The organism is Mesorhizobium sp. M1423, from assembly GCF_040317575.1.
In the GTDB taxonomy this organism is placed as follows: Bacteria; Pseudomonadota; Alphaproteobacteria; order Rhizobiales; family Rhizobiaceae; genus Mesorhizobium.
Genome location: NZ_JAMYKU010000004.1, coordinates 160,879 through 182,894, shown reverse-complemented (window position 1 = coordinate 182,894; position 22,016 = coordinate 160,879). Strand labels below are relative to the sequence as shown.

The window sequence follows — 22,016 nt, the reverse complement described above, 5'->3', positions numbered from 1 at the left end:
CTGGGAGGACCAATGAAAATCACGGCCATCAAGGCGCGCGTCTGCAACGCGGAAATGCGCAACTGGGTCTTCGTTCGGGTCGAAACCGACGAGCCCGGGCTGTTTGGCTGGGGTGAGGCAACGCTGGAATGGAAGACCCGAGCCGTCGTTGGGGCGCTTCAGGACCTTGAGGCCCTGCTCATCGGGCAAGATCCGCGCAATGTGGAGCAGTGCTACCAGATACTTACGCGGCACGGCTTTTGGCGTCTTGGCGTCGAGGGAATGTCCGCCGTCAGCGGCATCGAGATCGCGCTCTGGGACATATTGGGCAAGTCATTGGGCGTCCCCGTCTGGCGCCTTTTGGGCGGTCGGGTCCGCGACTATCTGCGCACCTATACGCATCTCGGCCTCGGGGACATGAAGGCGGTCTATGAGACCGGATCCGCGGATGCCATCGTGGAACGCGGACGCATCGTGACGCAAGCAGGCTACGATGCGGTCAAGGTCGTCTGCATTCCCTACACCCACTACGTGTCTCCTGCGAAGGCAGTCGATTCTGTTGCCAACATGGTTGGCTCACTTCGCGAGGCGGTTGGCCCGGATATCGACATCATGGTCGATTTCCACGGACGCCCTGCATCCGTTAACGCGGCGATGGATTACCTCAAGGCAATCGAGCCGGCCCGCATCATGTTCGCGGAAGAACCCGTGCCGCCCGAAGATGTTGCCGGACTGTCGCACATTACGGCGCGATCGGCCGTGCCGATCGCTTCCGGCGAGCGGCTGATTGGACGTCGCGAATTCACGCACTCGATCGCAGCCCGCGCCTTCAACATTGCCCAGCCGGATATTTGCCACACTGGCGGTCTGCTCGAGACAAAGAAGATCGCGGCCATGGCGGAAACCGCAGGCATCGGCCTTGCGCCGCACAACCCGCTCGGTCCGATCGCCGGTGTGGCTGCTCTTCATTTCGGCATATCGACCCCAAACGTTGTCATTCAGGAGGAGATGTCCGGTGCCGTCGCCTGGTACGACGATGTCGTTACCTGGCCAATTCGGCGCAAGCCAGGCCGCTGGGATCTGCCCGAACTGCCGGGCCTTGGCGTCACCGTCAATGAGGACGTTATCGCGCGCCACCCCTTCAAGCAGGAAGTGCTGCATGCCCGCAACGCCGTCATGCCGGACGGCACCGTGGTCGACTGGTGAATGCAATGGCAGGCCGGCTGCAAGGAAAGATCGCAATCGTCACAGGCGCCGGCCAAGGCATCGGTGCCGCCACCGCCCGGGCTTTTGCGATGCATGGGGCAAAGACCGTCATTGCCGAACTGAATGCGGCAAGCGGCAAAGCGATCGCCGACGAACTGCGTGTCGGAGGCGCCGACGTATCGTTCGTCGAGACGGATGTCACGGACGCATCCGCGGTCGCGGACATGGTCGCCCGCACGATCACGAGCTATGGCGGCGTCGACGTTCTCGTCAACAATGCCGGTGCCAACGTCTTCTACGAACCGCTGGCGATGCCGGATGAGGAATGGGACCGCTGTCTCAAGCTAGACCTCCAGGCCGCATGGTTCTGCGCCAAGGCAGTCTTGCCGACGATGCTGGCGAAGGGCTCGGGGTCTATCGTCAACATAGCGAGCTGTCACGCATTCCAGATCATTCCCCATACATTCCCGTATCCGGTCGCCAAGCATGCACTTTTGGGCCTGACCCGTTCGCTGGCCATCGAATATGCCGCGCGCGGTATCCGGGTGAACGCGATCGCCCCCGGCTATATCGAGACGCCGATCGCGGAAGCCTACTGGAACACATTCCCGAACCCCGCCGAGGAGAAGCGGCGAGCCTACGACCTTCATCCGCCCAAGCGCATTGGCCGGCCGGACGAGGTTGCAATGACGGCGGTTTTCCTCGCTTCGGACGAAGCGCCGTTCATAAATGCCGAGACGATCACCATCGATGGTGGGCGCTCGGTTCTCTACCACGACTAGCAACGACCATCGAGCTCTCAGGGAGGATCTTCATGAAAACCACAACAAAGGCTTTGGCGACATTTGCGGTACTGGCTGCCGGACTGATGAGTGGCGCAGCAAGCGCAGACGACATCAAGATCGGCTACATCAACAAGATGGGAGACCATCCATGGTTTGTCGCCGAAGTCGGCGGCGCCAAGAAAGCGGCCGAGGCGGCAGGGGCTGCGTTCGTGTCGCAGGACGTTCAGTTCGACGCCAATTTGACGATCACGACCTTCGATACGATGGTCGGCGATGGCGTAAAAGGCATCGCCATTGTCGTCCCCGACAAGGCGCTGGGACCGGTCATCGCCGAGAAAGCAAAGGCCGCAAAAATTCCCTTGGTGGCGGTCGATGACGACATCTACTACGAGGACGGCACTCAGGTCCCCTATGTCGGCATGAATGCCTACAACATCGGTGCGCGGGTGGGCGAAGAACTTGCCAAGCTCTACAAGGCCGACGGCTGGGCCGGCAAAGAGGTGCGCATCGCCTCGATCGAGGACCGCAAAGCGGATACCTGCATGCAGCGCAACAAGGGCGCGGAAGAAGCATTCCTGAAGGCGGTGCCCGATTTCAAGCCGGGCAATATCGTTCGCGTCCCCTACGACAATACGATGGTCAACGCCATCGACGTGATGACCACCACATTGACGGCCAATCCCAGCGTCACGAACTGGATATTCTATTCATGCAACGATGATGGCGTGCTGGGTGGTGCGCGAGCCCTGGAAAACGCCGGCTATACCGCAGACCAGGGCATGGGGATCGGCATCGACGGGAGCCGCGCTTGTGACGCTTTCGGATCCGGAAAGCCCTCGGCGTTCCGTGGTACGATGTGGCTCAATTCGGAAAATCATGGCGCGCTGGCGGTGAAGATTCTCTTGGCCTCCATCAAGGACGGAACGAAGCTTCCCGTTCAGTCCTTCACGGACCCGGAATACATCACCGCCGAAAATTTTGCGTCGGACTACAAAGCCAAGCTCTGCCACTGAACCGGCCACGCGGCATGCGCCGCAAGGCGCATGACGCTCAAATCGGCAGTTCGTCAGCGGGCACACGCCACCGACACGGGATCGCTTCTCGGGAGTGAGCTTTGATGCAATCGGATTTCTTCTCGCTCGACAGGATATCGAAGCGCTTCGGCATCGTGCAGGCCCTCGACAATGTCTCGATTGCCTTTCGGCCAGGAGAGGTGCTCGCCCTGGTTGGCGAGAATGGGGCCGGCAAATCGACAATGATGCGAATTCTCGAGGGCGTGTTCGCACCGGACACCGGCACCGTGCTGCATGGCTCCACGCCGATCGTTTTCAGCGAACCGCGCGACAGCCACAGAGCCGGAATACGCGTCATCCATCAGGAGCCGGAGATCGTTCCGAACCTGACCGTGGCCGAGAACATTTTCGTCGGCGAACTGCCGCGGCTGGCAGGCGTCCTGCTCGACTGGCATAGGCTCGAGGAGCAGACCGACAAGGTGCTTGCGACCTTCGGCATGCAGCAGGATATGCGGCCGCGTCAACTCTGCAGCACGCTCGGTCCGGCGCAGCGTCAGATGATCGAAATCATGCGCGCCATACGGGCCGGCGGCCGGCTGATCGCATTCGATGAGCCGACCTCGTCGCTGACCGACGACGAAGCGCGCCGTCTGTTTTCAGTAATTCGCCGGCTGCGCGAAGAGGGCACTTCGATCGTCTACATCTCTCACAGGCTGAACGAGGTCATCGACCTTGCGGATCGCATTGTCGTTTTGCGGGACGGCCGGCTGGTCAATGATTCCCCCGCGGCCGGTGCCAGCGAGCAGACCATAGCCAAGCTCATGGTCGGCCGTGACATCGCCGATCTGTTTACGCGCGAGACGTGGCAATCGGGGCAACCGTTGCTGGAGGTGACGGGCCTGACCACCGACCACGTCACCCATGTGAACCTCAAGGTCCGCCGCGGCGAGGTGCTCGGCATTGCCGGCCTGATGGGTGCGGGTCGATCCGAGCTGGCAAAGGCAATTGTCGGCTATGATCGGCGCCTCGACGGAACCATAACGATGAGCGGCGTGCCCGTTGGCCCCAACAGTCCGCATGCAGCGATCGTGGCAGGCATCGGCTTCGCCCCCGAAGACCGCAAGCACGAGGCCCTGCTGCTGTTCCGAAGCATTCTTGACAACGCCTCGCTTTGCGTGCCCGACAAGACGTCGACCTTCGGCTTCTTCAACCGGCGCAAGGCACTGGAGATCGTCTCACCGCTTGCAGCAAAGATGTCGATCAAGGCGCCCAACCTCGACGAACAGGTTTCGAAATTGTCGGGTGGCAATCAACAGAAGGTCGTTCTCGCGCGCTGGCTTGCCCGGCAGCCGATGCTTCTCATCCTCGACGAGCCGACCCGCGGCATCGACATCGGCGCCAAGGCGGAAATCTATCGCCTGATCGATGAACTCGCCGCGAGCGGCATCGGCATAATCCTGATTTCCTCGGAAATGCCCGAACTGATCGGGCTCGCCGACAGGGTGCTTGTCATGGCTGGAGGCCGGGTCACGGCCGAACTTTCTCGCCCCGACATCGACGAGGCCACGATCCTGAAACACGCCATGCCGCAATCTGTAGCATCGCTCGGAGGACAAATTCAGTGAACAGCCTTGAGCTCAGGACAGCAACAACACAAACCGACAACAGGCGCGCTTCCTTGCGCATCGCAGAGCGCATCGGCATTCACAACATAAGCCTCCTGGTTGCTCTCGCCATTCTCGTGCTCATTTTCGGCACCCTGAGAGGCGACGTGTTCTTCTCGAGCCGAAACCTGCTGAACATCGGTCTGGGCATTACCATCCTGGGCGTCCTGGCGATGAGCCAGACCGTGGTCATCGTCGCCGGCGGGCTTGATATTGCCGTCGGCGCAATCGTCGGTCTGACCACAGTATCGACGGCAATGGCCATCCAGGCGACCGGATCGCCGGCGGCGGGCATTCTTGCCGGCCTTGTCCTGGGCGGCCTTGCCGGCCTCGTGAACGGCATCATCATCACCTATGGGCGGGTCAACGCTGTCATCGCGACTCTCGGTACGATGGCGATCTTCCGCGGCATCGCGTTCATCATGTCCGATGGGCAATCGATCGCGATTTTCAGCGACACTTTCCGCTTCATTGGGATCGGACGAATCCTCGGCCTGCCTCTGCTGATCTGGATTCTTTTGCTGACCGCGATCGTGTTCCATCTCTTCCTTGCCCGCTCGATCGTTGGCCGCAACATCTATGCCCTGGGCGGCAATCCCGTTGTTGCACGCTTCTCCGGCATCAACATCAACCGCTACCGTGTCGGCATCTACATCATGAGTGGAGTGGCGGCCGGATTGGCCGGGATTCTGTTGGCTGCCCGTACCGGCTCGGGGCAGCCCGTATCCGGATCCCAAGGCCTGGAACTCGAGGCCATCACAGCGGCCGTTCTGGGTGGCTGCGCCTTGCAGGGCGGTAAGGGCACGATCGTCGGCGCACTACTGGGCGTCGCCATCATTGGTGTCCTCAACAACGGAATGATACTGACGTCCGTGCCAACCTTCTATCAGTTGCTTGCCAAGGGCTCGCTGCTGATACTTGCTGTGGTAATTGCCGAGTACCACTTGAACAGGACATGACGATGGACACGGCGATCGCTTCGACTGGCCAAGGCAAGCAGGACATTCCTGCCGCAGATGGCGCCACGTCATCGCTCAAGGATCGCATCGCACGCGATCTCGGACAGCGAATCCTCGCCGGCTCCTACGCGCAGCACTCCGTCTTGCCGACGGAAGCTGAACTTTGCGTTATCTACGGGGCGAGCCGCACGGCGCTTCGCGATGCTCTTCTGACGCTTTCGGCGAAAGGATTGATCGAGGCACGCAAGCGGGCCGGGACGCGTGTGCGCGTGTCGAGCGAATGGAACAGGCTGGATGCACAGGTTCTGGAATGGATGCGCGATATCGAGCCCGATCTCGATTTCGTCCGCGGATTGATCGAGGCGCGGCTGATCATCGAACCCGCGGCCGCCCACCTTGCGGCCAAGATGGCGACGTCAGGCGATCTCGCAGTCATCGAAGCCGCCTATGAGGCCATGCGCATTGCTCCGCAGGACGACCTTGCTGCGTGTCTCGATGCCGACGTCAGGTTTCATACGGCCATCCTTCGTGCCAGCCGGAACCCGGTGTTCGCCAATCTCGGCAATATGCTTGCTGCCGCCCTCAGTTTCTCCTTCCGCTTGACCACGTCAGCCACCGCTAACTACCAGCAGACGCTGAGCGCGCATGGCGACGTGCTTGAGGCAATCCGGATGCGCAGGGCCGACGACGCTCACGATCAGATGAAGGCGCTCATCGGGATCGCGTCGAACGACCTTCTTGCAGTGGCTCGCAAAGGCCGCCATTCCGCTGCCAAGGCCGATACCGTCTGAAGCTGATGGTCGGGACGATCAAGATCAGAAGCGGAGACCTGTCCGCTGAAATCGTCCCGTCGCTTGGGGCAGGTCTTGCGCGACTGGACTATGGGCGCGTGCCGCTGTTCCGGCCATGGCCGGACGGCGGGAGCAGCAACCCCGTCGATCTGGCCTGCAACCTGCTTTTGCCGTGGTCGAATCGCATCTCAGGCGGCGGATTCACATTCGACTCCAAATTCCACCAACTGCCTGCCAATGTTGCAGGCGAGCCATTTCCCATTCACGGCAATGGATTTTCGAGCGAGTGGGACATCGACAGCGTAGCGCAAGACAACGCAAAGCTGTCGCTCATCAGCAACGGACCCAGCCCATATCGATATCGCGCCGAGGTGAGTTACGCTCTGACCGGACAGGGGCTCGAGCTGAAGCTTCGCATCGTCAGTCGGGCCTCGATCAGATTGCCGTTCGGGCTTGGCATCCATCCATGGTTCACGAGAACGGCACGAACCGCGCTTCATGCGCTGGCCTCGCAGGTTTGTCTCGAACTGCCCAGCCATCTCCCCGAACGGTTTGTGGATGTCAAAACCCGTCCCGATTGGGATTTCGGCGCCCCGGCCGTATTGCCGAGCGGATGGATAAACAATCTGTTTGCCGGCTGGGACGGCGTCGCTACCATATCGTGGCCGGAGCACAGTTGCAGCCTGCGGATTGAAGCTTCATCGCCCTTGAACTTCTACCTGGTCTATTCGCCATCGGACGAGAGCGACTTCTTCTGTTTTGAACCGGTCAGTCATGCAGTCGATGCTCACAATCGTGGTTCGATCGACAAATGGAATGGACTGTCGGTGCTTGGGCCTGGCGAGAGCCTGGCAGCCCGTTGCAGCTTCGCCGTCAACTAGACGGACCTCTGCGGCGCCCTCGAGTTGGCGTATGTCGGTGTCGGCCAGCATGTCCGGTTAGCCGGCTTTTCGTCCAAAGTGAGCTTGGGAAGAGGGAACTCCGGCGACCGGGAACCCGTGAGCCCGTTCGACGTTTGCCGGATGTCGCTGCGCAGTTTGTCTGCTTGACGGCACGGTACGGGCCTACTCCGAATGTACCTGGCAGATTGGATCAATGACAGATGTTGACCCAAAGGAATTCGTGCTCGGGAATTCGTGCTCGCAGGCATCGTCATGAAGCGACTGGTCTCCGGCGAACAGACGGGAGGCTTGTTGAGTCTCTTCGAAAACCGAAGCGACGGGCAGGCGAAAACACCAATCCATGTTCACGCGAATGACGACGAGACAGTCTACGTCATCGAAGGGCAGTTGACCGCAATTGTGGCCGGCGAGGTCCGAACGCTCTCGCCCGGTGAGAGCATGTTTTTGAAGCGCGGCATCCCGCACCAGCTCGTGAATCCCGGCAACCAGCCCGTTCGCTACATCCTGATAGACACGCCAAGTGTGTTCGAGCAGTTCCTCGCCGAAGGTGGCCATGAACTCGGCAAGGGAGAGGTGGTCGGGCCGCCGACGCCTGCCGATATCGAGCGGCTCAAAGCAGCCGCGCCGAAATTTGGGATTACGCTTCTGCAAGACTGGCCAGCAAGAGAGTAAACGGTTTCGTGATACCGGCTTGGATCGGCCGCTAAAGCCGATCCTTGCCCGAGAAACCACCATTGGCTAGCCATCCGCAATCCAATCCGAGAGGCTGCGGGCAAAACTTCGCGGCACGATGAGTTCGCACGCGGCCTCGCCGGTGCGCAGGAAGAGCACGGAGACATGATGGAAGGATGTCTGCACGGCGCGGCCCGGAGCGGCGGCCGGCGCGTGCCAGTCGACGGTAATGCAGCCGGACAGAAGCCTTGCGATGTCAGGGCCGGCCATTTTCAAACGAACACGACCCTCGCCGAGGGGAACAGAACAGCCGAGATCGGGGTCGACGGAAAGCGCGGGCGCTTGCGTGCCTTCGTCGAGAACCAGCCAGAGGCGGCGAGGTGCAATGCGGATGATTAGAAGCCCCTTGTGGCGAACGGTCTCTCCGACCGAAGCGGGAAGTTTCGTGCCGAGCGACGCCGAGACGCTCTTTTCGAATTGTCTCAGTGTCCCGTCCCAGCCCTCGATCTGGATAAGCGGACAATCGGCCACGGATAGGCTGAAATCCCGAGAAGAGGTCAAGCTAGCCATGCAGCCGTTCTCCCTGTGGATCGAGGAATACTGGCGAGACAATGCGGGCGCGAACTGTTTCGGCCTTCATCGGATAGACCGCCACGACCTCGCTTCCTTCTGCCGCGACATCGCCGGCAAGCAGGGCCAGCCCGACATAATGGCCGCGCTCGGGGCTGAAAGTGACGGAGGTGATGCGACCGCGCCCATGGCCATAGGGTTTCTCATCCGGCAGGAACAGGATGGCGCCGCCGCGCAGGCGTTTTCCGTCCTCGATGCATACCAGTCCGACCAGGCGCTGCCGGTTGGGCGCGTGGAGGGCAGGGCGCCGTCGCAGGACGTCGCCGACGAAGCCGCTGCGCTTGCCGGCCATGCGGCCGAGGCCGAGATCGTCGAGCGTCGTGCGTCCATCGATTTCAGGTCCGGCGACATGGCTCTTTTCGACGCGCAGCGCACCTAGCGCCTCGACGCCGTAAGGCTTCAGGTCGAATGGTCTGCCGGCTTCGAGCAGACGGCTCCAGAGCTGTTCACCGGCAGTGGCGCCGATATAGACTTCGTAAGCGCGCTCGCCGGAATAACTGAGACGTAGGATGCGGAGCGCACGGCCCCCCCATTCGCTTTCGAGTAGTCCCATATGCGAAAGCGCCGCGTCGGAAACGTCGAGAGCGGGAAACGCTGCATTCAGGATCGCGCGGCTGTTAGGCCCGGCAACCGACATCGCCGCCCATTCGTCGCTGACCGAAGTGACGGCCACGCGCAAATCCGGCCAGGCCGTGTCGAGCAGGAATTCGAGACGCGACAGCACATCGGCGGCCTTGGCGGTCGAAGTGGTCATGAAGAACCGGTTTTCCGCCAGCCGCGTCGTGGTGCCGTCGTCGAAGACGATGCCGTCGTCGCGCAGCATGACGCCGTAGCGGGCGCGGCCGACCGCCAGCTTGGCAAAGCCGTTGGCGTAGACGCGGTCGAGGAAGATTGCCGCATCCGGGCCTTGGACGTCGATCTTGCCGAGCGTGGAGATGTCCATCAGCCCCGCGGCCTGACGTACATTCCGCATTTCGGCGACATAGGCTTCATTCACGTCATGTCCGGACTGCCGGTAGAAATAGGGCCGCATCCAGAGCCCCACCTCGAGCATCTCGGCGCCGTTGGCCATGTGCCAGTCGTGCATTGGCGTGCGGCGGATCGGCTTGAAATGATGGCCGATGGCGCGCCCGGCAAGCGCCCCGATGGCAACCGGCGTATAGGGCGGGCGGAAGGTCGTGACGCCGGTCTCGGGAATCGTTGCGTTGCGCAGCGCCGCCATCGCGGCAAGCGCCGGAAAATTGCTGGTCTTGCCTTGATCGGTACCCATGCCGAGCGTGGTGTAGCGCTTCAGATGCTCGACCGATTCATAGCCCTCGCGATGGGCGAGTTCGATATCCCTCGTCGTCACATCCATCTGAAAATCGACGAAGGCTTTTCCATGTCCGACGGAAGGCGCTTCGCGAAGTAGCGTCGTGGCGGTGTCGCCGAGATCGAGTTTGGCCGGAGCGGGAACCGGCGCCGACTTGCCGCCGGAGGCTGCCGCGTCGATGCCGGCGCGATGACCGTCCTCGATGGCATCGGCAGTTGCATAGGCCCCAATCATCGCGCCGGCACCTAGCCGGCCGGCCGGAAACGCGCCCGGCACGAAGCCGCCGATATCGTCGCGATAGACAGGTTTGACACCGAGGTGCGAGGTGAGATGCACGGTTGGCGACCAGCCGCCGGACACGCAGACGAGGTCGCAGGCGGCCGAGGACTGGCCCTCCGGCCCGTTGAGCGTTACGTGCCTGACGGCATGGCCGCCGTGCAGGTCGACGATCCGCGTCCCGGCCCGTATCATTACGCCGAGCCGTGCGGCTTCCGCGGCAAGTGCTGCGGGCGGGACTGCGCGCGTATCCGCAACCGTCACCTCCGCGCCGGCTGCGGCATAGTCGAAGGCGGTGCGCCAGGCACCGTCATTGGTGGTGGCGACAATGATTTTCTTGCCCGGCAGGACAGCGAAACGGTTGAGATAGGTCCGGGCGGCTGAGGCAAGCAGGACGCCGGGCCGGTCATTGTTCGAGAACACCATCGGTCGCTCGATGGCGCCAGTGGCGAAAACGATCGAGCGGGCGCGCAGCATGGTGACCGTTTGCCGCGCCTCGCCGTTCGGCTTCGGACCGGTTGGATCGCGCTGTTCGACCAGCCCGATGACATTGCCGTCATAGCTGCCGAAAGCGGTTGTCCGCTTCATCAGCACGACGGTTTCGAAGCCCTTCAACTCGGCCTCGGCCTGCCTCAACCATGCGGCCGCTGCGCTGTCGGACGGTTCCGCCAGAAGCTGGCCGCCAAGCAGGAAATCCTGCTCGATCAGCGCGACCCGCGCCCCGGCCGCGGCGGCTGCCCGCGCTGCTGACAATCCCGCCGGGCCGCCGCCGACAATTGCGACATCGGCGAAAGCATGACGAACCTCGTAGCGGTCGGGATCCGGGCCGGTGCCGGCTCTGCCCAGACCGGCCGCCTTGCGGATAAAGTGCTCGTAGAACATCCAGGCGCGGCGCGTCGGGCCCATGAAGGTCTTGTAGTAGAAGCCGGCGGACAGAAACGGCGCCAACAGCCCGTTGACGCTTTGTACGTCGAAGGCCAGCGATGGCCAGCGATTCTGGCTTTCCACGTCCATGCTGTTGGCGAGTTCCAGTGTCGTCGCCGGCAGGTTCGGCTCGCGCCTGCCTGCGATCCCGAGCGTAACCAGCGCATTCGGTTCCTCCGGCCCGGCGGAAAAGATGCCGCGCGGGCGATGATATTTGAAGCTGCGCCCGACGAGAGTGACGCCGTTGGCGAGCAGCGCGGAGGCAAGGGTGTCGCCGCGATATCCAATCAGCTTGCGGCCGTCGAAGGTGAAATCGAGCGGCACCTCGCGACTGATACGGCCACCCACCGGCAGGCGTTTGCGGTTCGAACTCATGCCGGTGATTTCCTGAGAGTTGATTTCCTGGCGAAGTCGACTGATGCGACGGCATGGTTGCGGGTGTCGCGTTCGACCACCAGCCATTGCCGGCAACCGGTCACGTGCTGCCAGTATTCACGGTGCGGGCCGGCCGGGTTTGTCCTGATATAGACGTAACGGTACCAGGCCTCCGGATCGGGATCGTCATGGGCCGGACGCGTGACCGAGGCATCGCCGCCGTAGCGGAACTCGTCATGGTCGCGCGGGCCGCAGCAGGGGCATTCGATGCGCAGCATTTTGTTCCGCCTCCTATTGCAGCCAAGCGGAAGGGCCGACGCCGGCCTCATCGAGCGTGTGGCCGGTGCGGAAACGATCGAGCCCGTAGGCCGCGATCAAGGGATGCGGCTTGCCGGTGGCGATCGTGTGGGCGAAGCACCAGCCGGAAGCTGGCGTTGCCTTGAAGCCGCCATAGCACCAGCCGCCGTTGAGATAGAGGCCGTCGATCGGCGTCGGGCAGATGATCGGGCTGGCATCGGGGGTCATGTCCATGACGCCGCCCCAGTGGCGCAGCAGGCGGACGCGCGAAATGCACGGCATCAATGCAATCGCCGCCTCCGCCACCTCGCGCACGACGCCGAGATTGCCGCGCTGGGCGTAGGAATTGTAGCCGTCGAGATTGCCGCCGAAGACCAACCCGCCCTTGTCGGACTGGCTGACATAGAAGTGGTCGGCGCCATAGGCGACGACGTGATCTACCAGCGGCTTCAGCGGTTCGGTGACAAAGGCTTGCAGGACGTGGCTTTCGATCGGCAGTTCAAGGCCGGCCTTGGCACCGAGCACGGATGTATGCCCGGCAACAGCGAGGCCGACCTTGCCGGCGCCGATCCGGCCTTTCGTCGTTTCGACGCCGACGATACTGTCGCCGTCGCGGAGGAAGCCTGTCACCTCGCAGTTCTGGATGATGTCGACGCCATGGCTATCGGCGGCGCGCGCATAGCCCCAGGCGACGGCGTCGTGGCGTGCCGTGCCCGCCCGGCCCTGGAAGATGGCGCCATGGATCGGGAAGCGGGCAGTGTCGGAAAAATCGAGATAGGGCACCAGCCGGCGCACCTCTTCGCGGTTGAGGATATCGGCATCGATGCCGTTCAGCCGCATGACGTTGGCGCGGTGGCTGAAACCGTCGAGCTGATCGGCCGAATGCGCTGTGACGAGCTGGCCGCGCTGGGAGAACATGACGTTGAAATTCAGCACCCGCGACATGGTCTCCCAGAGCTTCATCGAGAATTCGTAGAACTGGGTGTTGCCGTCGAGCAGGTAGTTGGAGCGGATGACGGTGGTGTTGCGGCCGACATTGCCGCCGCCGACATAGCCCTTTTCGAGCACCGCGACGTTGCGGATACCGTGGTTATCGGCAAGGTAGAAGGCGGTGGCGAGGCCGTGTCCACCGCCGCCGATGACGATCACGTCATAGGACGGTTTTGGCTCCGCCGCCCGCCAGGCGCGCTGCCAATTCTTCTGGCCAGACAGCGCGTTGCGGAAAATCGAGAGTGCCGAGTAGCGCGCCATACGTGCGGGCCTATCGAACGATCGGGCCGGCCGGCGTGCGGGTGAGCACTTCAGCACCCGCGTCGGTCAAAAGCACCGTGTTGGAGACGAAGTCATCGCCGCGACTGGTTCCCATCAGCCACGACAGGATGTGGAAGCTCATCCCGGTCTCGATCTCAAGGTCGGAATCGTGCCTCAAGCCGGTCACCGAATTGCCGCCGGTCCATGATGGCGGCTGGCCAGCGCCAACTAGGTAACCGCAGTGATGGCGGCGATAGTGGGAAAGACCGGCCTCGTCGGCGACGGCCTGCCAGGCGGCGTAGACATCGCGCGCCTTGGCGCCCGGCCGCAGCGCCTCGACGACAGCGTTGAACGCCTTGGCGGTCACCGTCGCCATTGTGGCGTCTTCGTCGCTGATGTGGCCGATGCGAACGAGCCGGCCGAGCGGCGCGTGGTAGCGTGAGATGCAGCCGGACAGTTCGACGAAGACCGGCTCGCCCTTGCGGTAGATACCGTCGCCCCAGGTCGTGTGCTCTTCACCGAGGCGCGCGGCCGGGCGGATGAACGGTCCGAAGCCCGGCGCATGACCGCCGGCGCGGATCATTGCCGCAACACATTGGGCGGCGACCTCCTGTTCGGAAGCGCCATCCGAGATCGCGGCGATCGCGGCACCGGCGGCGGCGTCCGTCACCTTTGCGGCGCGCCGCATCAGCACCTGTTCCTCGGCGCTCTTCACCCGCCGCATCTTGTCGATCAGACCGGAGACGTCGCTCCACTTGGCATCCGCTTGCATCTGGAGTGCTACGGCAAGTCCATGGCTAAGGCCGGCCGTCCAGTATTCGAGGCCGATCCGCTTGCTGGACAGGCCGAGCTCCGCAAGCACCCGCGCCGCAAGGTCGGCCGCGGTTTCGCTGTCGGAGTGGCCACGGAATTCCGCTGCCTTCACCTGCTTCTCGATCGTTACCTTTTCCATCGAGCGGGTGACCAGGACAGGTTTTCCCTGGAGCGGGACGATCAGCAGGTGAGGGGCAAAATACCCCCAGTGATCGAGCCCGATGAGATAGAAGACGTTCTCCGGCGAGGCGAAGACCGCCGCGTCGAGCTCACGCTCGGCCAGTGTAGTACGGACCTTGGCCAGGCGGCCGGCGATTTCGGCTTCGGAAAAGGGATTACGGTCCATCGGGCGTCCTCGTGCTTGTTGCCGGCTTGGTGGCAGGCATGGTCTTTTCGGCAGCCGGCTTCCCGGCCGCCATGTCAATCGATAACGATGAGTTCGCGCGCCACATCGCAGAGGCGTTCGCCGCCGCGTTCCGTGACGACGAACGATTCCGAGATGGCGATGCCGAAATCGTCGAGCCAAACGCCGGCCATGAAATGGAAGCACATCCCAGGCTGCATCTCGGTGGTGTCGCCGGGACGAAGGCTTGCGGTGCGTTCACCCCAATCGGGCGGGTATGCGAGCCCGACCGGATAGCCGACGCGGCTTTCCTTCTTCAGTCCGTTCCTCCGCAGGACTGCCTGCCAGACGGCTTCCACCTCTTCGGCGGTGTTGCCGGGGCGCGCCTTCTCGAGGCCAGCGTCGACGCCCTCGACGATCGCCTTGGCCATGTCGAGGATGGCTTGCCGCGGCTTGCCGAAATGTACCGTCCGGGTCAGGGCTGCATGATAGCGGCGGCGCACGCCGGCGATCTCCAGAATGGCGAGGCCGCTGTCCGGCAGCGGCGCGTCGGACCACGTCAGATGCGGCGTGCTGGTGCCTTCGCCAACGGGCATCAGCGGACAGATCGCGGCATAGTCGCCGCCCGCTCCGGGCACGCCCATGATCTGTGCGTGATAGATTTCCGCAATGACATGGTTCTGAGGCACACCGGGTCGCATTTTCTCGATGGCGCGGTTCATTGCATGCGTGCAGATCGCACCCGCCTCGCGGATCAGCACCAGCTCGGCTTCGGATTTCACCAGCCGCGCCCAATTGACGAGATCGTGGTTGTTGGCGAAGTGCGCGTCGGGGAGCCCCTCGACAAGGTGGGCGTGGCAGCGCGCAGTGTAATAATGCGCGTCCATCTCGACGCCGATGCGGGCCTTTCCCCAGCCGCGCGACCGGATCAGTTGCGCGAGTTCGTCATATGGGTGTTCGACCGGCTGCTGCACCAGCCGTTCCGAGAACGGCACGATGTTTGTCTCGGGCAGGCCGGTGGTTAGGCGTGCGCTCTTGGCATCCTGCGCCCTGCCGAACCAGATCGGCCGGTCCTCCTCCAGATGGACGAGCACGCACTGCGGAACGTAGAACGACCATCCGTCATAGCCGGTCAGCCAGCACATGTTGGCTGGATCCTGACAGACGACGAGATCGAAGCCGGCTTTTTGCATGCGTGTCTTCACGCCGGCCAGGCGCTGCCCATACTCCGCTTGCGTGAATGTCCCGAACTCGTTCGCGGTCGCCACCGAAGTCCTGCCTTCTGGGTATGCTGTTGCCCTCTTGTAAATGGGCAAACCAGGCGAAATTGTGCACAACTCGACGTCAAGTTTGTTGGACAACTACGAATTAGCGCCGAATCTACACGGTTTCTATATCTCTGCTTGCGAAATGTCTAGGGCAGTTGTATACGTCTGATCAAGCAGGCGTCGACCTCGAAGAAGGCCGCGCCCTGGGAACCATCCACAGTTGTTCAATGGGAGAAAAGCATGCTCAAATCATCGATATCGCGCCGCATGGTCGTGAAAGCGGCTGCCTGCATCGCGCTCGCCGCGACGTCATTGACGTCGCTGTCCGCTCACGCGGAAACCACCCTCGAACGGGCCAAGAAGGACGGCTACATCCGCGTCGGTTTCGCCAACGAGGCGCCGTTCGGTTACGCCACGCCAGACGGCAAGCTGACCGGCGAAGCGCCGGAAGTCGCCAAGGCGGTGCTCGCCAAGATGGGCATACCGCAGGTCGACGGTGTTTTGACCGAATTCGGCTCGCTCATTCCGGGTCTCAAGGCCGGCCGCTTCGACATCATCGCCGCCGGCATGTTCATCACTCCGAAGCGCTGCGCTGAGATCAACTACTCCGAGCCGTCCTACGGCATCGGCGAGGCTATGCTGGTGGCAAAAGGCAATCCGAAAGGCATCAAGGATTTTTCCAGCATCAAGGACAATCCGGATCTCAAGCTTGCCGTGATGGCCGGCGCCGTCGAAGGCGGCTTCGCCAAGGAAGCGGGCGTTGCCGGTGGGCAGATCGTCTCCTTGCCCGACCAGTCCAGCCTGGTCGCCGCCGTCCAGTCGGGCCGCGCCGACGCTGCCGCACTGACCGCTCTTTCGATCGCGGACATGGCGAAGAAGGCCGACGGCGTCGAATCGACCAAGCCCTTCGGCGAGGTCGCCGGCAAGTCGGTGAAAGGTCATGGCGGCTTCGGCTTCCGCAAGGAAGACACCGACCTGCAGGAGGCGTTCAACGCCGAGCTGAAGAAGTTCCTCGGTTCGCCGGAGCATATCGCGCTGGTCGAGCCACTCGGCTTCGGCAAGGACTATCTCCCCAACAAGACCACCGCAGAGCTCTGCGTTGGCAAATAGGTTCCCAACTGCTGGCGGCGCGAAAGCGCCGCCCTTTTTCCCCGGGGGAATCGCATGGGTATCCGTACGCTCGTTGCCATGCTGGTCATCGCGCTCGTCGTGATCGGCGCCTTGGCAACACAGGAAAGCTACCGAGTGTTCATGCCGGGGCTGCTGCAAGGCGCGGTCCTGACAGTCGAGATCGCCGTCCTCGGCAGCCTGCTCGCAATTATCATGGGCGTGCTTGCAGCACTTGCAAGGATGTACGGCCCGACGCCGCTCAGATGGCTGGCCACGGTTTACGTCGAGATCTTCCGCGGAACGTCGGCACTGGTGCAATTGTTCTGGCTGTTTTTCGTGCTCCCGCAATTCGGCGTCACGATCAACGCGTTCGTTGTGGCGGTGCTCGCACTCGGCCTGAATGTCGGCGCCTACGGATCGGAGTGCGTGCGCGGCGCGATCCTGTCCGTCGCCCGCGGGCAGTGGGAAGCATGTACGGCATTGAACATGAGCCGCCCACAGATGTTGCGCCGGATCATCCTGCCGCAGGCCTTTGTCGCGATGATCCCGCCCTGGGGCAATCTGTTCATCGAGCTTCTGAAATCGACAGCGCTGGTTTCGCTGATCACGCTTTCGGACCTCGCCTTCAAGGCGCAGCAAATGAACCAGAACACGTTCAAGACCATTCCGATCTTCACCCTCGTCCTTTTGATGTACCTGGCAATGTCGCTGGTTGTGACCATCGGCATGCGGCTTCTCGAAAGGCGGGCGTCGCTCGGACTGGCGCGGGGGAAGGCGGCATGATCTGGGATTGGGGATTTGCCCTGGAAATCCTGCCGGTGCTCGCCCGCGCCGCCATCATTTCCATCGAGGCGACGCTGATCGGTTTTGCGCTTGCGGCCTCGCTCGGCCTGGTGCTGGCGGTCGTCCGCATCGCCGTGCCATGGACCAGCTGGACGATTTCGGTGCTGGTCGAGCTGATCCGCTCGACCCCGCTGCTCATCCAGATATTCTTTCTCTATTTCGTCTTTCCGAAATTCGGTGTCGTGCTCGACGCCTTCACCGCCGGGGTGCTGGCCATCGGTATCCACTACGCCGCCTATTGCTCCGAGGTTTATCGCGCCGGTTTCGACAACATCCATCGCGGCCAGTGGGAAGCCTCGATCGCGCTCAATCTCTCGTCCTGGACGACGTTTCGCGACATCATCATCCCGCAGGCGATCCCGCCGATCGTTCCGGCGCTCGGCAATTATCTGGTGGCCTTGTTCAAGGAGACGCCGTTGCTTTCCGCAATCGCCGTGATGGAACTGATGCAGACTGCCAAGATCATCGGCTCCGAAACGTTCCGCTACACCGAGCCGATCACGCTGGTCGGCCTGTTTTTCCTTGCCATGAGCCTGGTTTCGGCGGCGCTCATCCGCTCCCTCGAAGGGCTGCTCAACCGGAGGACCACGCGATGACGGAACAACCGATGGTCCGCTTCGACAATGTATCGAAACGCTACGGCACGTTAACCGTTCTCGACGGGCTCAATCTCGAAATAGCGCGCGGCGAAAAAGTCTCCGTCATCGGTCCGTCGGGTTCGGGCAAGACGACGGTGTTGCGCATGCTGATGACGCTGGAAACGATCAATGACGGCGTCATCTGGGTCGAAGGCGAGCCGCTGACCCATATGGAGAGGAACGGCAAGCTTGTTCCCGCCGATCTCGCCCATATCCGTAAAATCCGCGCCAAGATCGGCATGGTGTTCCAGTCGTTCAACCTGTTTCCGCATATGACGGCGATTCAGAACTGCATCGAGGCGCCGATAACGGTGCTCGGCATGAAGCGGGCGGACGCCGAGGCAAGAGCGGCGGAGCTGCTGGAGCTGGTCGGTCTGGCCCAGAAGAAGGACCACTATCCGTCACAGCTTTCCGGCGGCCAGCAGCAGCGTGTCGCCATCGCCAGGGCGCTTGCCATGCGGCCCAAGATCATGCTGTTCGACGAGGTGACGTCTGCGCTCGACCCGGAGCTTGTCGGCGAAGTGCTGCAGGTGATAAGGCAGATCGGCCGCGAGCATGATCTAACCATGCTGATGGTCACCCACCAGATGGGCTTCGCCAAGGAGTTTTCCGACCGCGTTTGCTTCTTCTATCAAGGCAAGATCTGCGAGCAGGGGCCGCCAAGCGAACTGTTTGGTGCTCCCAAGAACGAGCGGACACGGCAATTCCTACACGCTGTCCTGGAGGCCGGGTGACGATCGAGACAAAGGCCAAGCCGCCCACGACGGTGACCGCCGCGCCGCCGCGCCCGCTCTCCGCGCGAGAGCGGTTCGAGCGCATCTACCGGATATTGCGCGACCGCATCTGTCTGCTCGTCTATGCGCCGGGAAGCCGTCTGTCCGAGGAAGAACTTGCCCAGGAATTCGAGATCAGCCGCACGCCGGTCCGGCGTGTCCTGGCGCGCCTTGAATCCGAGGGTCTGGTTCAATCCGTCCACGGCGTCGGCACGATCGTCACCGACGTCGATATCGAGGAATTGCAGCAGGTCTATCATTTGCGCCTGGAGCTGGCGCTCCTCGTCGGCAAGCTTTCACCGATCCCGCGCACGGCGGACGACCTCGACCGGATACGGGCGCTCATCGCGCGCTGCGATGCCGATATACTCAATCCCGACCAGCGCGCTTTCCTGCGCCTCAACATGGACTTTTTTTACGAGCTCACGGCGATGACCGGCAACCAGCCACTGCGCGAGATCAGCGAGCGCCTGTATTTTCAGGTTGCGCGCGTCGTCCTGAAGCTGATGCCGCAATTGGGCCTTGTCGAGGAATTCACCGCGTTCCGCCGCGAAATGGAAGAGGTCCTTGCCGCCGCCGAGATCGGCGACTGGGAGTCCATAGGGCACATAAGGCGGGCGCATATCTCAATGAGCTTCCGCCGCATGATGCGCCATGCAGGCGAGGCGAATCTGGATAAAGCTACACAATCAGCCCCTTAAGACTGGTGGACTGCCGTCGAGCTGGCTTCGTTTGCCAGGGAAAGCATGGCCGCCCGCCCCGATGCCGACAGAATTTGCCAGCACTGGGGATGACTAACGCCGTTCGATACTGCAGGTCCGCGCCGCCCTAAAGAGGATCCTCACTCGGTATGTTGGCGGGGTTCCAGACGACCTCCCACAGGTGTCCGTTCGGGTCGCGGAAGTATCCGGCATACCCGCCAAAGAACGTGTCCCGGGCAGGCCTGATGATCTCGGCTCCGGCACGGGCGGCCTCATCCATCACTTGATCGACTTCCTCGCGGCGCACAACGTTGTGGCCGATTGTGAACGAGGTCGAACTGATCGGCGCTTTGGGCAGGCCGGTGTCGTAGGCGAGGTCGTCCTGAGCCCAGATCGCGAGCTTCAACCCGCCGGACAGCGTGAAGAACGCGACGGCGCCATGCTCGAATTCGCGGCCGATGATCCCTTCCGTCGGCAAGCCGAGGCCGTCGCGGTAGAACACGAGGCAACTCTCGAGGTTGGCGACAGCGATCGTCAAAACCGAAATGCGCGGTTTCATGGCAGTCTCCTCTGGTTGTCGGAGACACCAGGATAAAGTCGGGCGACAGTGAAGACTTGAACAAAACGGCCAAAAGCGTGCCGCCAAGTCGAAGAACGCGCCGAGGTTTCACTCGCCGTGCAGCAGGTGATGAATCTGTCGCGGGGTGCTTCCTGTCAGGCGTCGGCTCTCGCGAACAAGATGCGCCTGGTCGGAATAGCCCGCCTCGGCTGCCAGGATGGCCGTAGTGCTGTTCGATTGGTTCGAAAGCCGCAGAAAGCGCTGGTAGCGGAGGATACGTTCAAGCGTCTTGGGGCCATAGCCGAAGCTCTCGTCGAAGCGCCGGCGCAACGTCCTTTCGCTCATCTCGAGGGCGCGCATCAACCAAGGGACGAGAGGCGCGTCGGGTGGCGGAGCGCGCTCGATCAAGCGATATGCCGCCTGCATGGGAACGTCTGGGGCGTCGGAGGCCATCTCCTCGGCGACGACCTGTTGGAGCGAGCAGGCCAGATCTTCGAGATTGTCGCTGGCGGGCACGCGGCTGGCGAGGCGCCGAGCTCGCGCTCCCCACAAATCGTCGAGCGACAGCCGCTGACCGACCAGCTCGATTTGCGGCACGCCGAGCCATGCCGCCGCCGTGGCAGGATGGAAGCGCAAGCCGATCACGACCTCGTCCGCCGCTAGAACCTCGGTCTGCGGCTCCTTGTCAGGTCCGGCAATTCGGAAGCTGCCTCCGATCCATTGCAGATCGATCGTTGCGTCGGGCATGACGACGATTGGCGGTGAGCCCGCCGGGTCCATTCGATGCACCCACACCGAAGCGAAGGTCCCGCGAAGCCGCGCCGACACTGGACGTTGCTGAAATGTGCCCGTTGCCTGCGCTGGGACGGGATCGCTCATCTCGCTCCCCTTCGGATTAGCGGCGGCGGTGAACCTACGGCGCAGCGGCTGCGCCCGGCCGTCGCTCGAGACAACAATCTGCACGACCGACAACGTCTGCCAATCGAGAACGGTTGCAAGAATCGGTTGTTTTCTTCCGGCCGGAACGAAGAGGGCAGATGAGGGGTGATGTCACGTGCATCGCCATCGGCAGCGCCGTTTGCTGCTCATACGTCGATGGCCGTTTTGTTCAATCCGGCAAGCGAGATGCGTGCTTATCTTTCGGCGTCGTACATCACACGAGAGGTATGCGTCATGAGCAACAACAACGACCAACGGATCGACTATGTCGAATTCAACGTGAAAGACATTCAGCGGTCACGCGACTTCTACGGAAAGGCCTTCGGCTGGACCTTCACTGACTACGGCCCGCAATATTGCGAGTTCAACGACGGGCGCTTGTCAGGCGGCTTTGCAGCTGGCCCAGCGAGGTCCGGAGGAGGCCCGCTCGTCATTCTCTATGCCGATGATTTGCCGGCAACGGTCAAGCGTGTCGAGCAAGCGGGAGGCAAGATCGTCAGGCCGATTTATGGGTTCCCCGGCGGCCGGCGCTTTCATTTTGCGGACCCGGACGGTTACGAGCTAGCGGTTTACACCGAAGACGGCACCAAGGAATGATCGCGGTCCTCCACCACCTCGGACTGGTTTTGCTCGGCGGCGTCTTTATCTGGGCAGGCGCCGAGCATTTCCTCAGATTCCGGGCGATTGCAGCGTCCCTGGCCGAACGGGGCTTTCCTGCTCCCAAGCCTCTTCTCGCGGCCGGATCGGTGCTTGAGATCGGCGGCGGCTTTTGCCTCGCAACGGGCCTTGGTGGACCCTTTCCCGCCGCGGCTTTGGCCGTCTTCACCATCTCGGCGTCTTTCATGGCGCTCAATTTCTGGCGCTACAGCGGCTATGAACGCGAAGCCCTTCGTACCGGCTTCACCATCAATGTTGCCGTCTTGGGCGGGTTGATTGTCGCCGCGACTACTAGCCTGTGATCATCGTTTCGAGGCGGCGGCTTCGTCTTCATCT

The 22,016-nt window shown here is 62.4% G+C and carries 23 protein-coding genes; 15 read left to right on the top strand and 8 right to left on the bottom strand.

The features are described from left to right. The first annotated feature begins 12 nt into the window (after nt 1-12). The 8 genes from dgoD to NKG95_RS07430 all read left to right on the top strand — a co-directional run bounded on the left by dgoD (nt 13) and on the right by NKG95_RS07430 (nt 7,971). The gene (gene dgoD / locus NKG95_RS07465) at nt 13-1,185 is read left to right on the top strand and encodes a galactonate dehydratase (RefSeq protein ID WP_352494356.1); all 1,173 of its coding nucleotides are present in this window, start codon (nt 13-15) and stop codon (nt 1,183-1,185) included. A 5-nt stretch (nt 1,186-1,190) separates the two neighbouring features. Further along, complete coding sequence (locus NKG95_RS07460; RefSeq protein ID WP_023717008.1) at nt 1,191-1,967, top strand: SDR family oxidoreductase; 777 nt, start codon at nt 1,191-1,193, stop codon at nt 1,965-1,967. Between the two features lie 32 nt (nt 1,968-1,999). After that, nucleotides 2,000-2,983, top strand: coding sequence for a substrate-binding domain-containing protein (locus NKG95_RS07455; protein WP_353019352.1), 984 nt, complete (start codon nt 2,000-2,002; stop codon nt 2,981-2,983). Between the two features lie 104 nt (nt 2,984-3,087). Then, nucleotides 3,088-4,608, top strand: coding sequence for a sugar ABC transporter ATP-binding protein (locus NKG95_RS07450; RefSeq protein ID WP_353040328.1), 1,521 nt, complete (start codon nt 3,088-3,090; stop codon nt 4,606-4,608). Nucleotides 4,609-4,661: 53 nt separating this feature from the next. Then, entirely contained in the window at nt 4,662-5,606 is a 945-nt protein-coding gene (locus NKG95_RS07445) for an ABC transporter permease (RefSeq protein ID WP_352592539.1), read from the top strand. A 2-nt stretch (nt 5,607-5,608) separates the two neighbouring features. Further along, on the top strand, nt 5,609-6,397 hold the full coding sequence (locus NKG95_RS07440) for a FadR/GntR family transcriptional regulator (RefSeq protein ID WP_352788295.1): 789 nt from the start codon (nt 5,609-5,611) through the stop codon (nt 6,395-6,397). Nucleotides 6,398-6,402: 5 nt separating this feature from the next. Then, nucleotides 6,403-7,278 carry an aldose 1-epimerase gene (locus NKG95_RS07435; RefSeq protein WP_353040327.1) on the top strand — a complete coding sequence of 292 codons (876 nt, stop codon included), beginning with the start codon at nt 6,403-6,405 and terminating at the stop codon, nt 7,276-7,278. Nucleotides 7,279-7,551: 273 nt separating this feature from the next. Beyond that, nucleotides 7,552-7,971, top strand: a complete 420-nt coding sequence (locus NKG95_RS07430; RefSeq protein WP_353040326.1) for a cupin domain-containing protein — start codon at nt 7,552-7,554, stop codon at nt 7,969-7,971. 66 nt (nt 7,972-8,037) lie between these two features. Here NKG95_RS07430 and NKG95_RS07425 read toward each other — a convergent pair whose 3' ends face one another. The 6 genes from NKG95_RS07425 to NKG95_RS07400 all read right to left on the bottom strand — a co-directional run bounded on the left by NKG95_RS07425 (nt 8,038) and on the right by NKG95_RS07400 (nt 15,460). Beyond that, nucleotides 8,038-8,541: a sarcosine oxidase subunit gamma family protein gene (locus NKG95_RS07425; protein ID WP_023717015.1), complete on the bottom strand. Its 504-nt coding sequence runs from the start codon at nt 8,539-8,541 to the stop codon at nt 8,038-8,040. Next, nucleotides 8,534-11,488 carry a sarcosine oxidase subunit alpha family protein gene (locus tag NKG95_RS07420; protein ID WP_353040325.1) on the bottom strand — a complete coding sequence of 985 codons (2,955 nt, stop codon included), beginning with the start codon at nt 11,486-11,488 and terminating at the stop codon, nt 8,534-8,536. Before NKG95_RS07420 ends, NKG95_RS07425 begins: the two co-directional genes overlap by 8 nt. Next, on the bottom strand, nt 11,485-11,766 hold the full coding sequence (locus tag NKG95_RS07415) for a sarcosine oxidase subunit delta (protein ID WP_023717017.1): 282 nt from the start codon (nt 11,764-11,766) through the stop codon (nt 11,485-11,487). The genes NKG95_RS07420 and NKG95_RS07415 overlap by 4 nt, the downstream gene beginning before the upstream one ends. A 13-nt stretch (nt 11,767-11,779) precedes the next feature. Beyond that, nucleotides 11,780-13,036, bottom strand: coding sequence for a sarcosine oxidase subunit beta family protein (locus tag NKG95_RS07410; protein WP_353040324.1), 1,257 nt, complete (start codon nt 13,034-13,036; stop codon nt 11,780-11,782). A 10-nt stretch (nt 13,037-13,046) separates the two neighbouring features. Then, nucleotides 13,047-14,195: a M24 family metallopeptidase gene (locus tag NKG95_RS07405; protein WP_353040323.1), complete on the bottom strand. Its 1,149-nt coding sequence runs from the start codon at nt 14,193-14,195 to the stop codon at nt 13,047-13,049. 74 nt (nt 14,196-14,269) lie between these two features. Next, the gene (locus NKG95_RS07400) at nt 14,270-15,460 is read right to left on the bottom strand and encodes a M24 family metallopeptidase (RefSeq protein WP_023717020.1); all 1,191 of its coding nucleotides are present in this window, start codon (nt 15,458-15,460) and stop codon (nt 14,270-14,272) included. A gap of 240 nt (nt 15,461-15,700) precedes the next feature. On the opposite strand from NKG95_RS07400, the gene ehuB reads away from it, so the two are divergent. Genes ehuB through NKG95_RS07375 form a run of 5 tightly spaced genes read left to right on the top strand, consistent with a single transcriptional unit; the run spans nt 15,701 to nt 19,525 of the window. Further along, nucleotides 15,701-16,570 (top strand): ectoine/hydroxyectoine ABC transporter substrate-binding protein EhuB, encoded by an 870-nt coding sequence (gene ehuB / locus NKG95_RS07395; protein ID WP_352813447.1) that lies wholly within the window; start codon nt 15,701-15,703, stop codon nt 16,568-16,570. Between the two features lie 54 nt (nt 16,571-16,624). Beyond that, the gene (gene ehuC / locus NKG95_RS07390; RefSeq protein ID WP_352788277.1) at nt 16,625-17,353 is read left to right on the top strand and encodes an ectoine/hydroxyectoine ABC transporter permease subunit EhuC; all 729 of its coding nucleotides are present in this window, start codon (nt 16,625-16,627) and stop codon (nt 17,351-17,353) included. After that, the gene (ehuD, locus tag NKG95_RS07385) at nt 17,350-18,009 is read left to right on the top strand and encodes an ectoine/hydroxyectoine ABC transporter permease subunit EhuD (protein WP_352547624.1); all 660 of its coding nucleotides are present in this window, start codon (nt 17,350-17,352) and stop codon (nt 18,007-18,009) included. Before ehuC ends, ehuD begins: the two co-directional genes overlap by 4 nt. Next, nucleotides 18,006-18,785, top strand: a complete 780-nt coding sequence (gene ehuA / locus NKG95_RS07380; protein WP_353040322.1) for an ectoine/hydroxyectoine ABC transporter ATP-binding protein EhuA — start codon at nt 18,006-18,008, stop codon at nt 18,783-18,785. The genes ehuD and ehuA overlap by 4 nt, the downstream gene beginning before the upstream one ends. Next, a complete protein-coding gene (locus NKG95_RS07375) occupies nt 18,782-19,525 on the top strand; it encodes a GntR family transcriptional regulator (protein WP_023717025.1) in 744 nt (247 codons plus the stop codon). Before ehuA ends, NKG95_RS07375 begins: the two co-directional genes overlap by 4 nt. A 127-nt stretch (nt 19,526-19,652) precedes the next feature. Here the strand turns inward: NKG95_RS07375 and NKG95_RS07370 are convergent, their stop codons facing one another. Together NKG95_RS07370 and NKG95_RS07365 are read right to left on the bottom strand one after the other, a co-directional pair. Next, nucleotides 19,653-20,084, bottom strand: a complete 432-nt coding sequence (locus NKG95_RS07370; RefSeq protein WP_023717026.1) for a VOC family protein — start codon at nt 20,082-20,084, stop codon at nt 19,653-19,655. A 108-nt stretch (nt 20,085-20,192) separates the two neighbouring features. Next, complete coding sequence (locus tag NKG95_RS07365) at nt 20,193-21,047, bottom strand: AraC family transcriptional regulator (protein WP_353040387.1); 855 nt, start codon at nt 21,045-21,047, stop codon at nt 20,193-20,195. A gap of 210 nt (nt 21,048-21,257) precedes the next feature. Between NKG95_RS07365 and NKG95_RS07360 the strand changes: the two genes are divergently transcribed. Continuing rightward, nucleotides 21,258-21,620 (top strand): VOC family protein, encoded by a 363-nt coding sequence (locus tag NKG95_RS07360; protein WP_031193399.1) that lies wholly within the window; start codon nt 21,258-21,260, stop codon nt 21,618-21,620. Then, a complete protein-coding gene (locus tag NKG95_RS07355; RefSeq protein WP_353040321.1) occupies nt 21,617-21,982 on the top strand; it encodes a DoxX family protein in 366 nt (121 codons plus the stop codon). Before NKG95_RS07360 ends, NKG95_RS07355 begins: the two co-directional genes overlap by 4 nt. Nucleotides 21,983-22,016: the final 34 nt, after the last annotated feature.

What these genes read in the sequence shown, in the direction of transcription:
- dgoD (WP_352494356.1), top strand. Translation starts at nt 13, where the DNA reads ATGAAAATCACGGCCATCAAGGCGCGCGTCTGCAACGCGGAAATGCGC.
- NKG95_RS07460 (WP_023717008.1), top strand. Translation starts at nt 1,191, where the DNA reads ATGGCAGGCCGGCTGCAAGGAAAGATCGCAATCGTCACAGGCGCCGGC.
- NKG95_RS07455 (WP_353019352.1), top strand. Translation starts at nt 2,000, where the DNA reads ATGAAAACCACAACAAAGGCTTTGGCGACATTTGCGGTACTGGCTGCC.
- NKG95_RS07450 (WP_353040328.1), top strand. Translation starts at nt 3,088, where the DNA reads ATGCAATCGGATTTCTTCTCGCTCGACAGGATATCGAAGCGCTTCGGC.
- NKG95_RS07440 (WP_352788295.1), top strand. Translation starts at nt 5,609, where the DNA reads ATGGACACGGCGATCGCTTCGACTGGCCAAGGCAAGCAGGACATTCCT.
- NKG95_RS07435 (WP_353040327.1), top strand. Translation starts at nt 6,403, where the DNA reads ATGGTCGGGACGATCAAGATCAGAAGCGGAGACCTGTCCGCTGAAATC.
- NKG95_RS07430 (WP_353040326.1), top strand. Translation starts at nt 7,552, where the DNA reads ATGAAGCGACTGGTCTCCGGCGAACAGACGGGAGGCTTGTTGAGTCTC.
- NKG95_RS07425 (WP_023717015.1), bottom strand. Translation starts at nt 8,541, where the DNA reads ATGGCTAGCTTGACCTCTTCTCGGGATTTCAGCCTATCCGTGGCCGAT.
- NKG95_RS07420 (WP_353040325.1), bottom strand. Translation starts at nt 11,488, where the DNA reads ATGAGTTCGAACCGCAAACGCCTGCCGGTGGGTGGCCGTATCAGTCGC.
- NKG95_RS07415 (WP_023717017.1), bottom strand. Translation starts at nt 11,766, where the DNA reads ATGCTGCGCATCGAATGCCCCTGCTGCGGCCCGCGCGACCATGACGAG.
- NKG95_RS07410 (WP_353040324.1), bottom strand. Translation starts at nt 13,036, where the DNA reads ATGGCGCGCTACTCGGCACTCTCGATTTTCCGCAACGCGCTGTCTGGC.
- NKG95_RS07405 (WP_353040323.1), bottom strand. Translation starts at nt 14,195, where the DNA reads ATGGACCGTAATCCCTTTTCCGAAGCCGAAATCGCCGGCCGCCTGGCC.
- ehuB (WP_352813447.1), top strand. Translation starts at nt 15,701, where the DNA reads ATGCTCAAATCATCGATATCGCGCCGCATGGTCGTGAAAGCGGCTGCC.
- ehuC (WP_352788277.1), top strand. Translation starts at nt 16,625, where the DNA reads ATGGGTATCCGTACGCTCGTTGCCATGCTGGTCATCGCGCTCGTCGTG.
- ehuD (WP_352547624.1), top strand. Translation starts at nt 17,350, where the DNA reads ATGATCTGGGATTGGGGATTTGCCCTGGAAATCCTGCCGGTGCTCGCC.
- ehuA (WP_353040322.1), top strand. Translation starts at nt 18,006, where the DNA reads ATGACGGAACAACCGATGGTCCGCTTCGACAATGTATCGAAACGCTAC.
- NKG95_RS07370 (WP_023717026.1), bottom strand. Translation starts at nt 20,084, where the DNA reads ATGAAACCGCGCATTTCGGTTTTGACGATCGCTGTCGCCAACCTCGAG.
- NKG95_RS07360 (WP_031193399.1), top strand. Translation starts at nt 21,258, where the DNA reads ATGAGCAACAACAACGACCAACGGATCGACTATGTCGAATTCAACGTG.
- NKG95_RS07355 (WP_353040321.1), top strand. Translation starts at nt 21,617, where the DNA reads ATGATCGCGGTCCTCCACCACCTCGGACTGGTTTTGCTCGGCGGCGTC.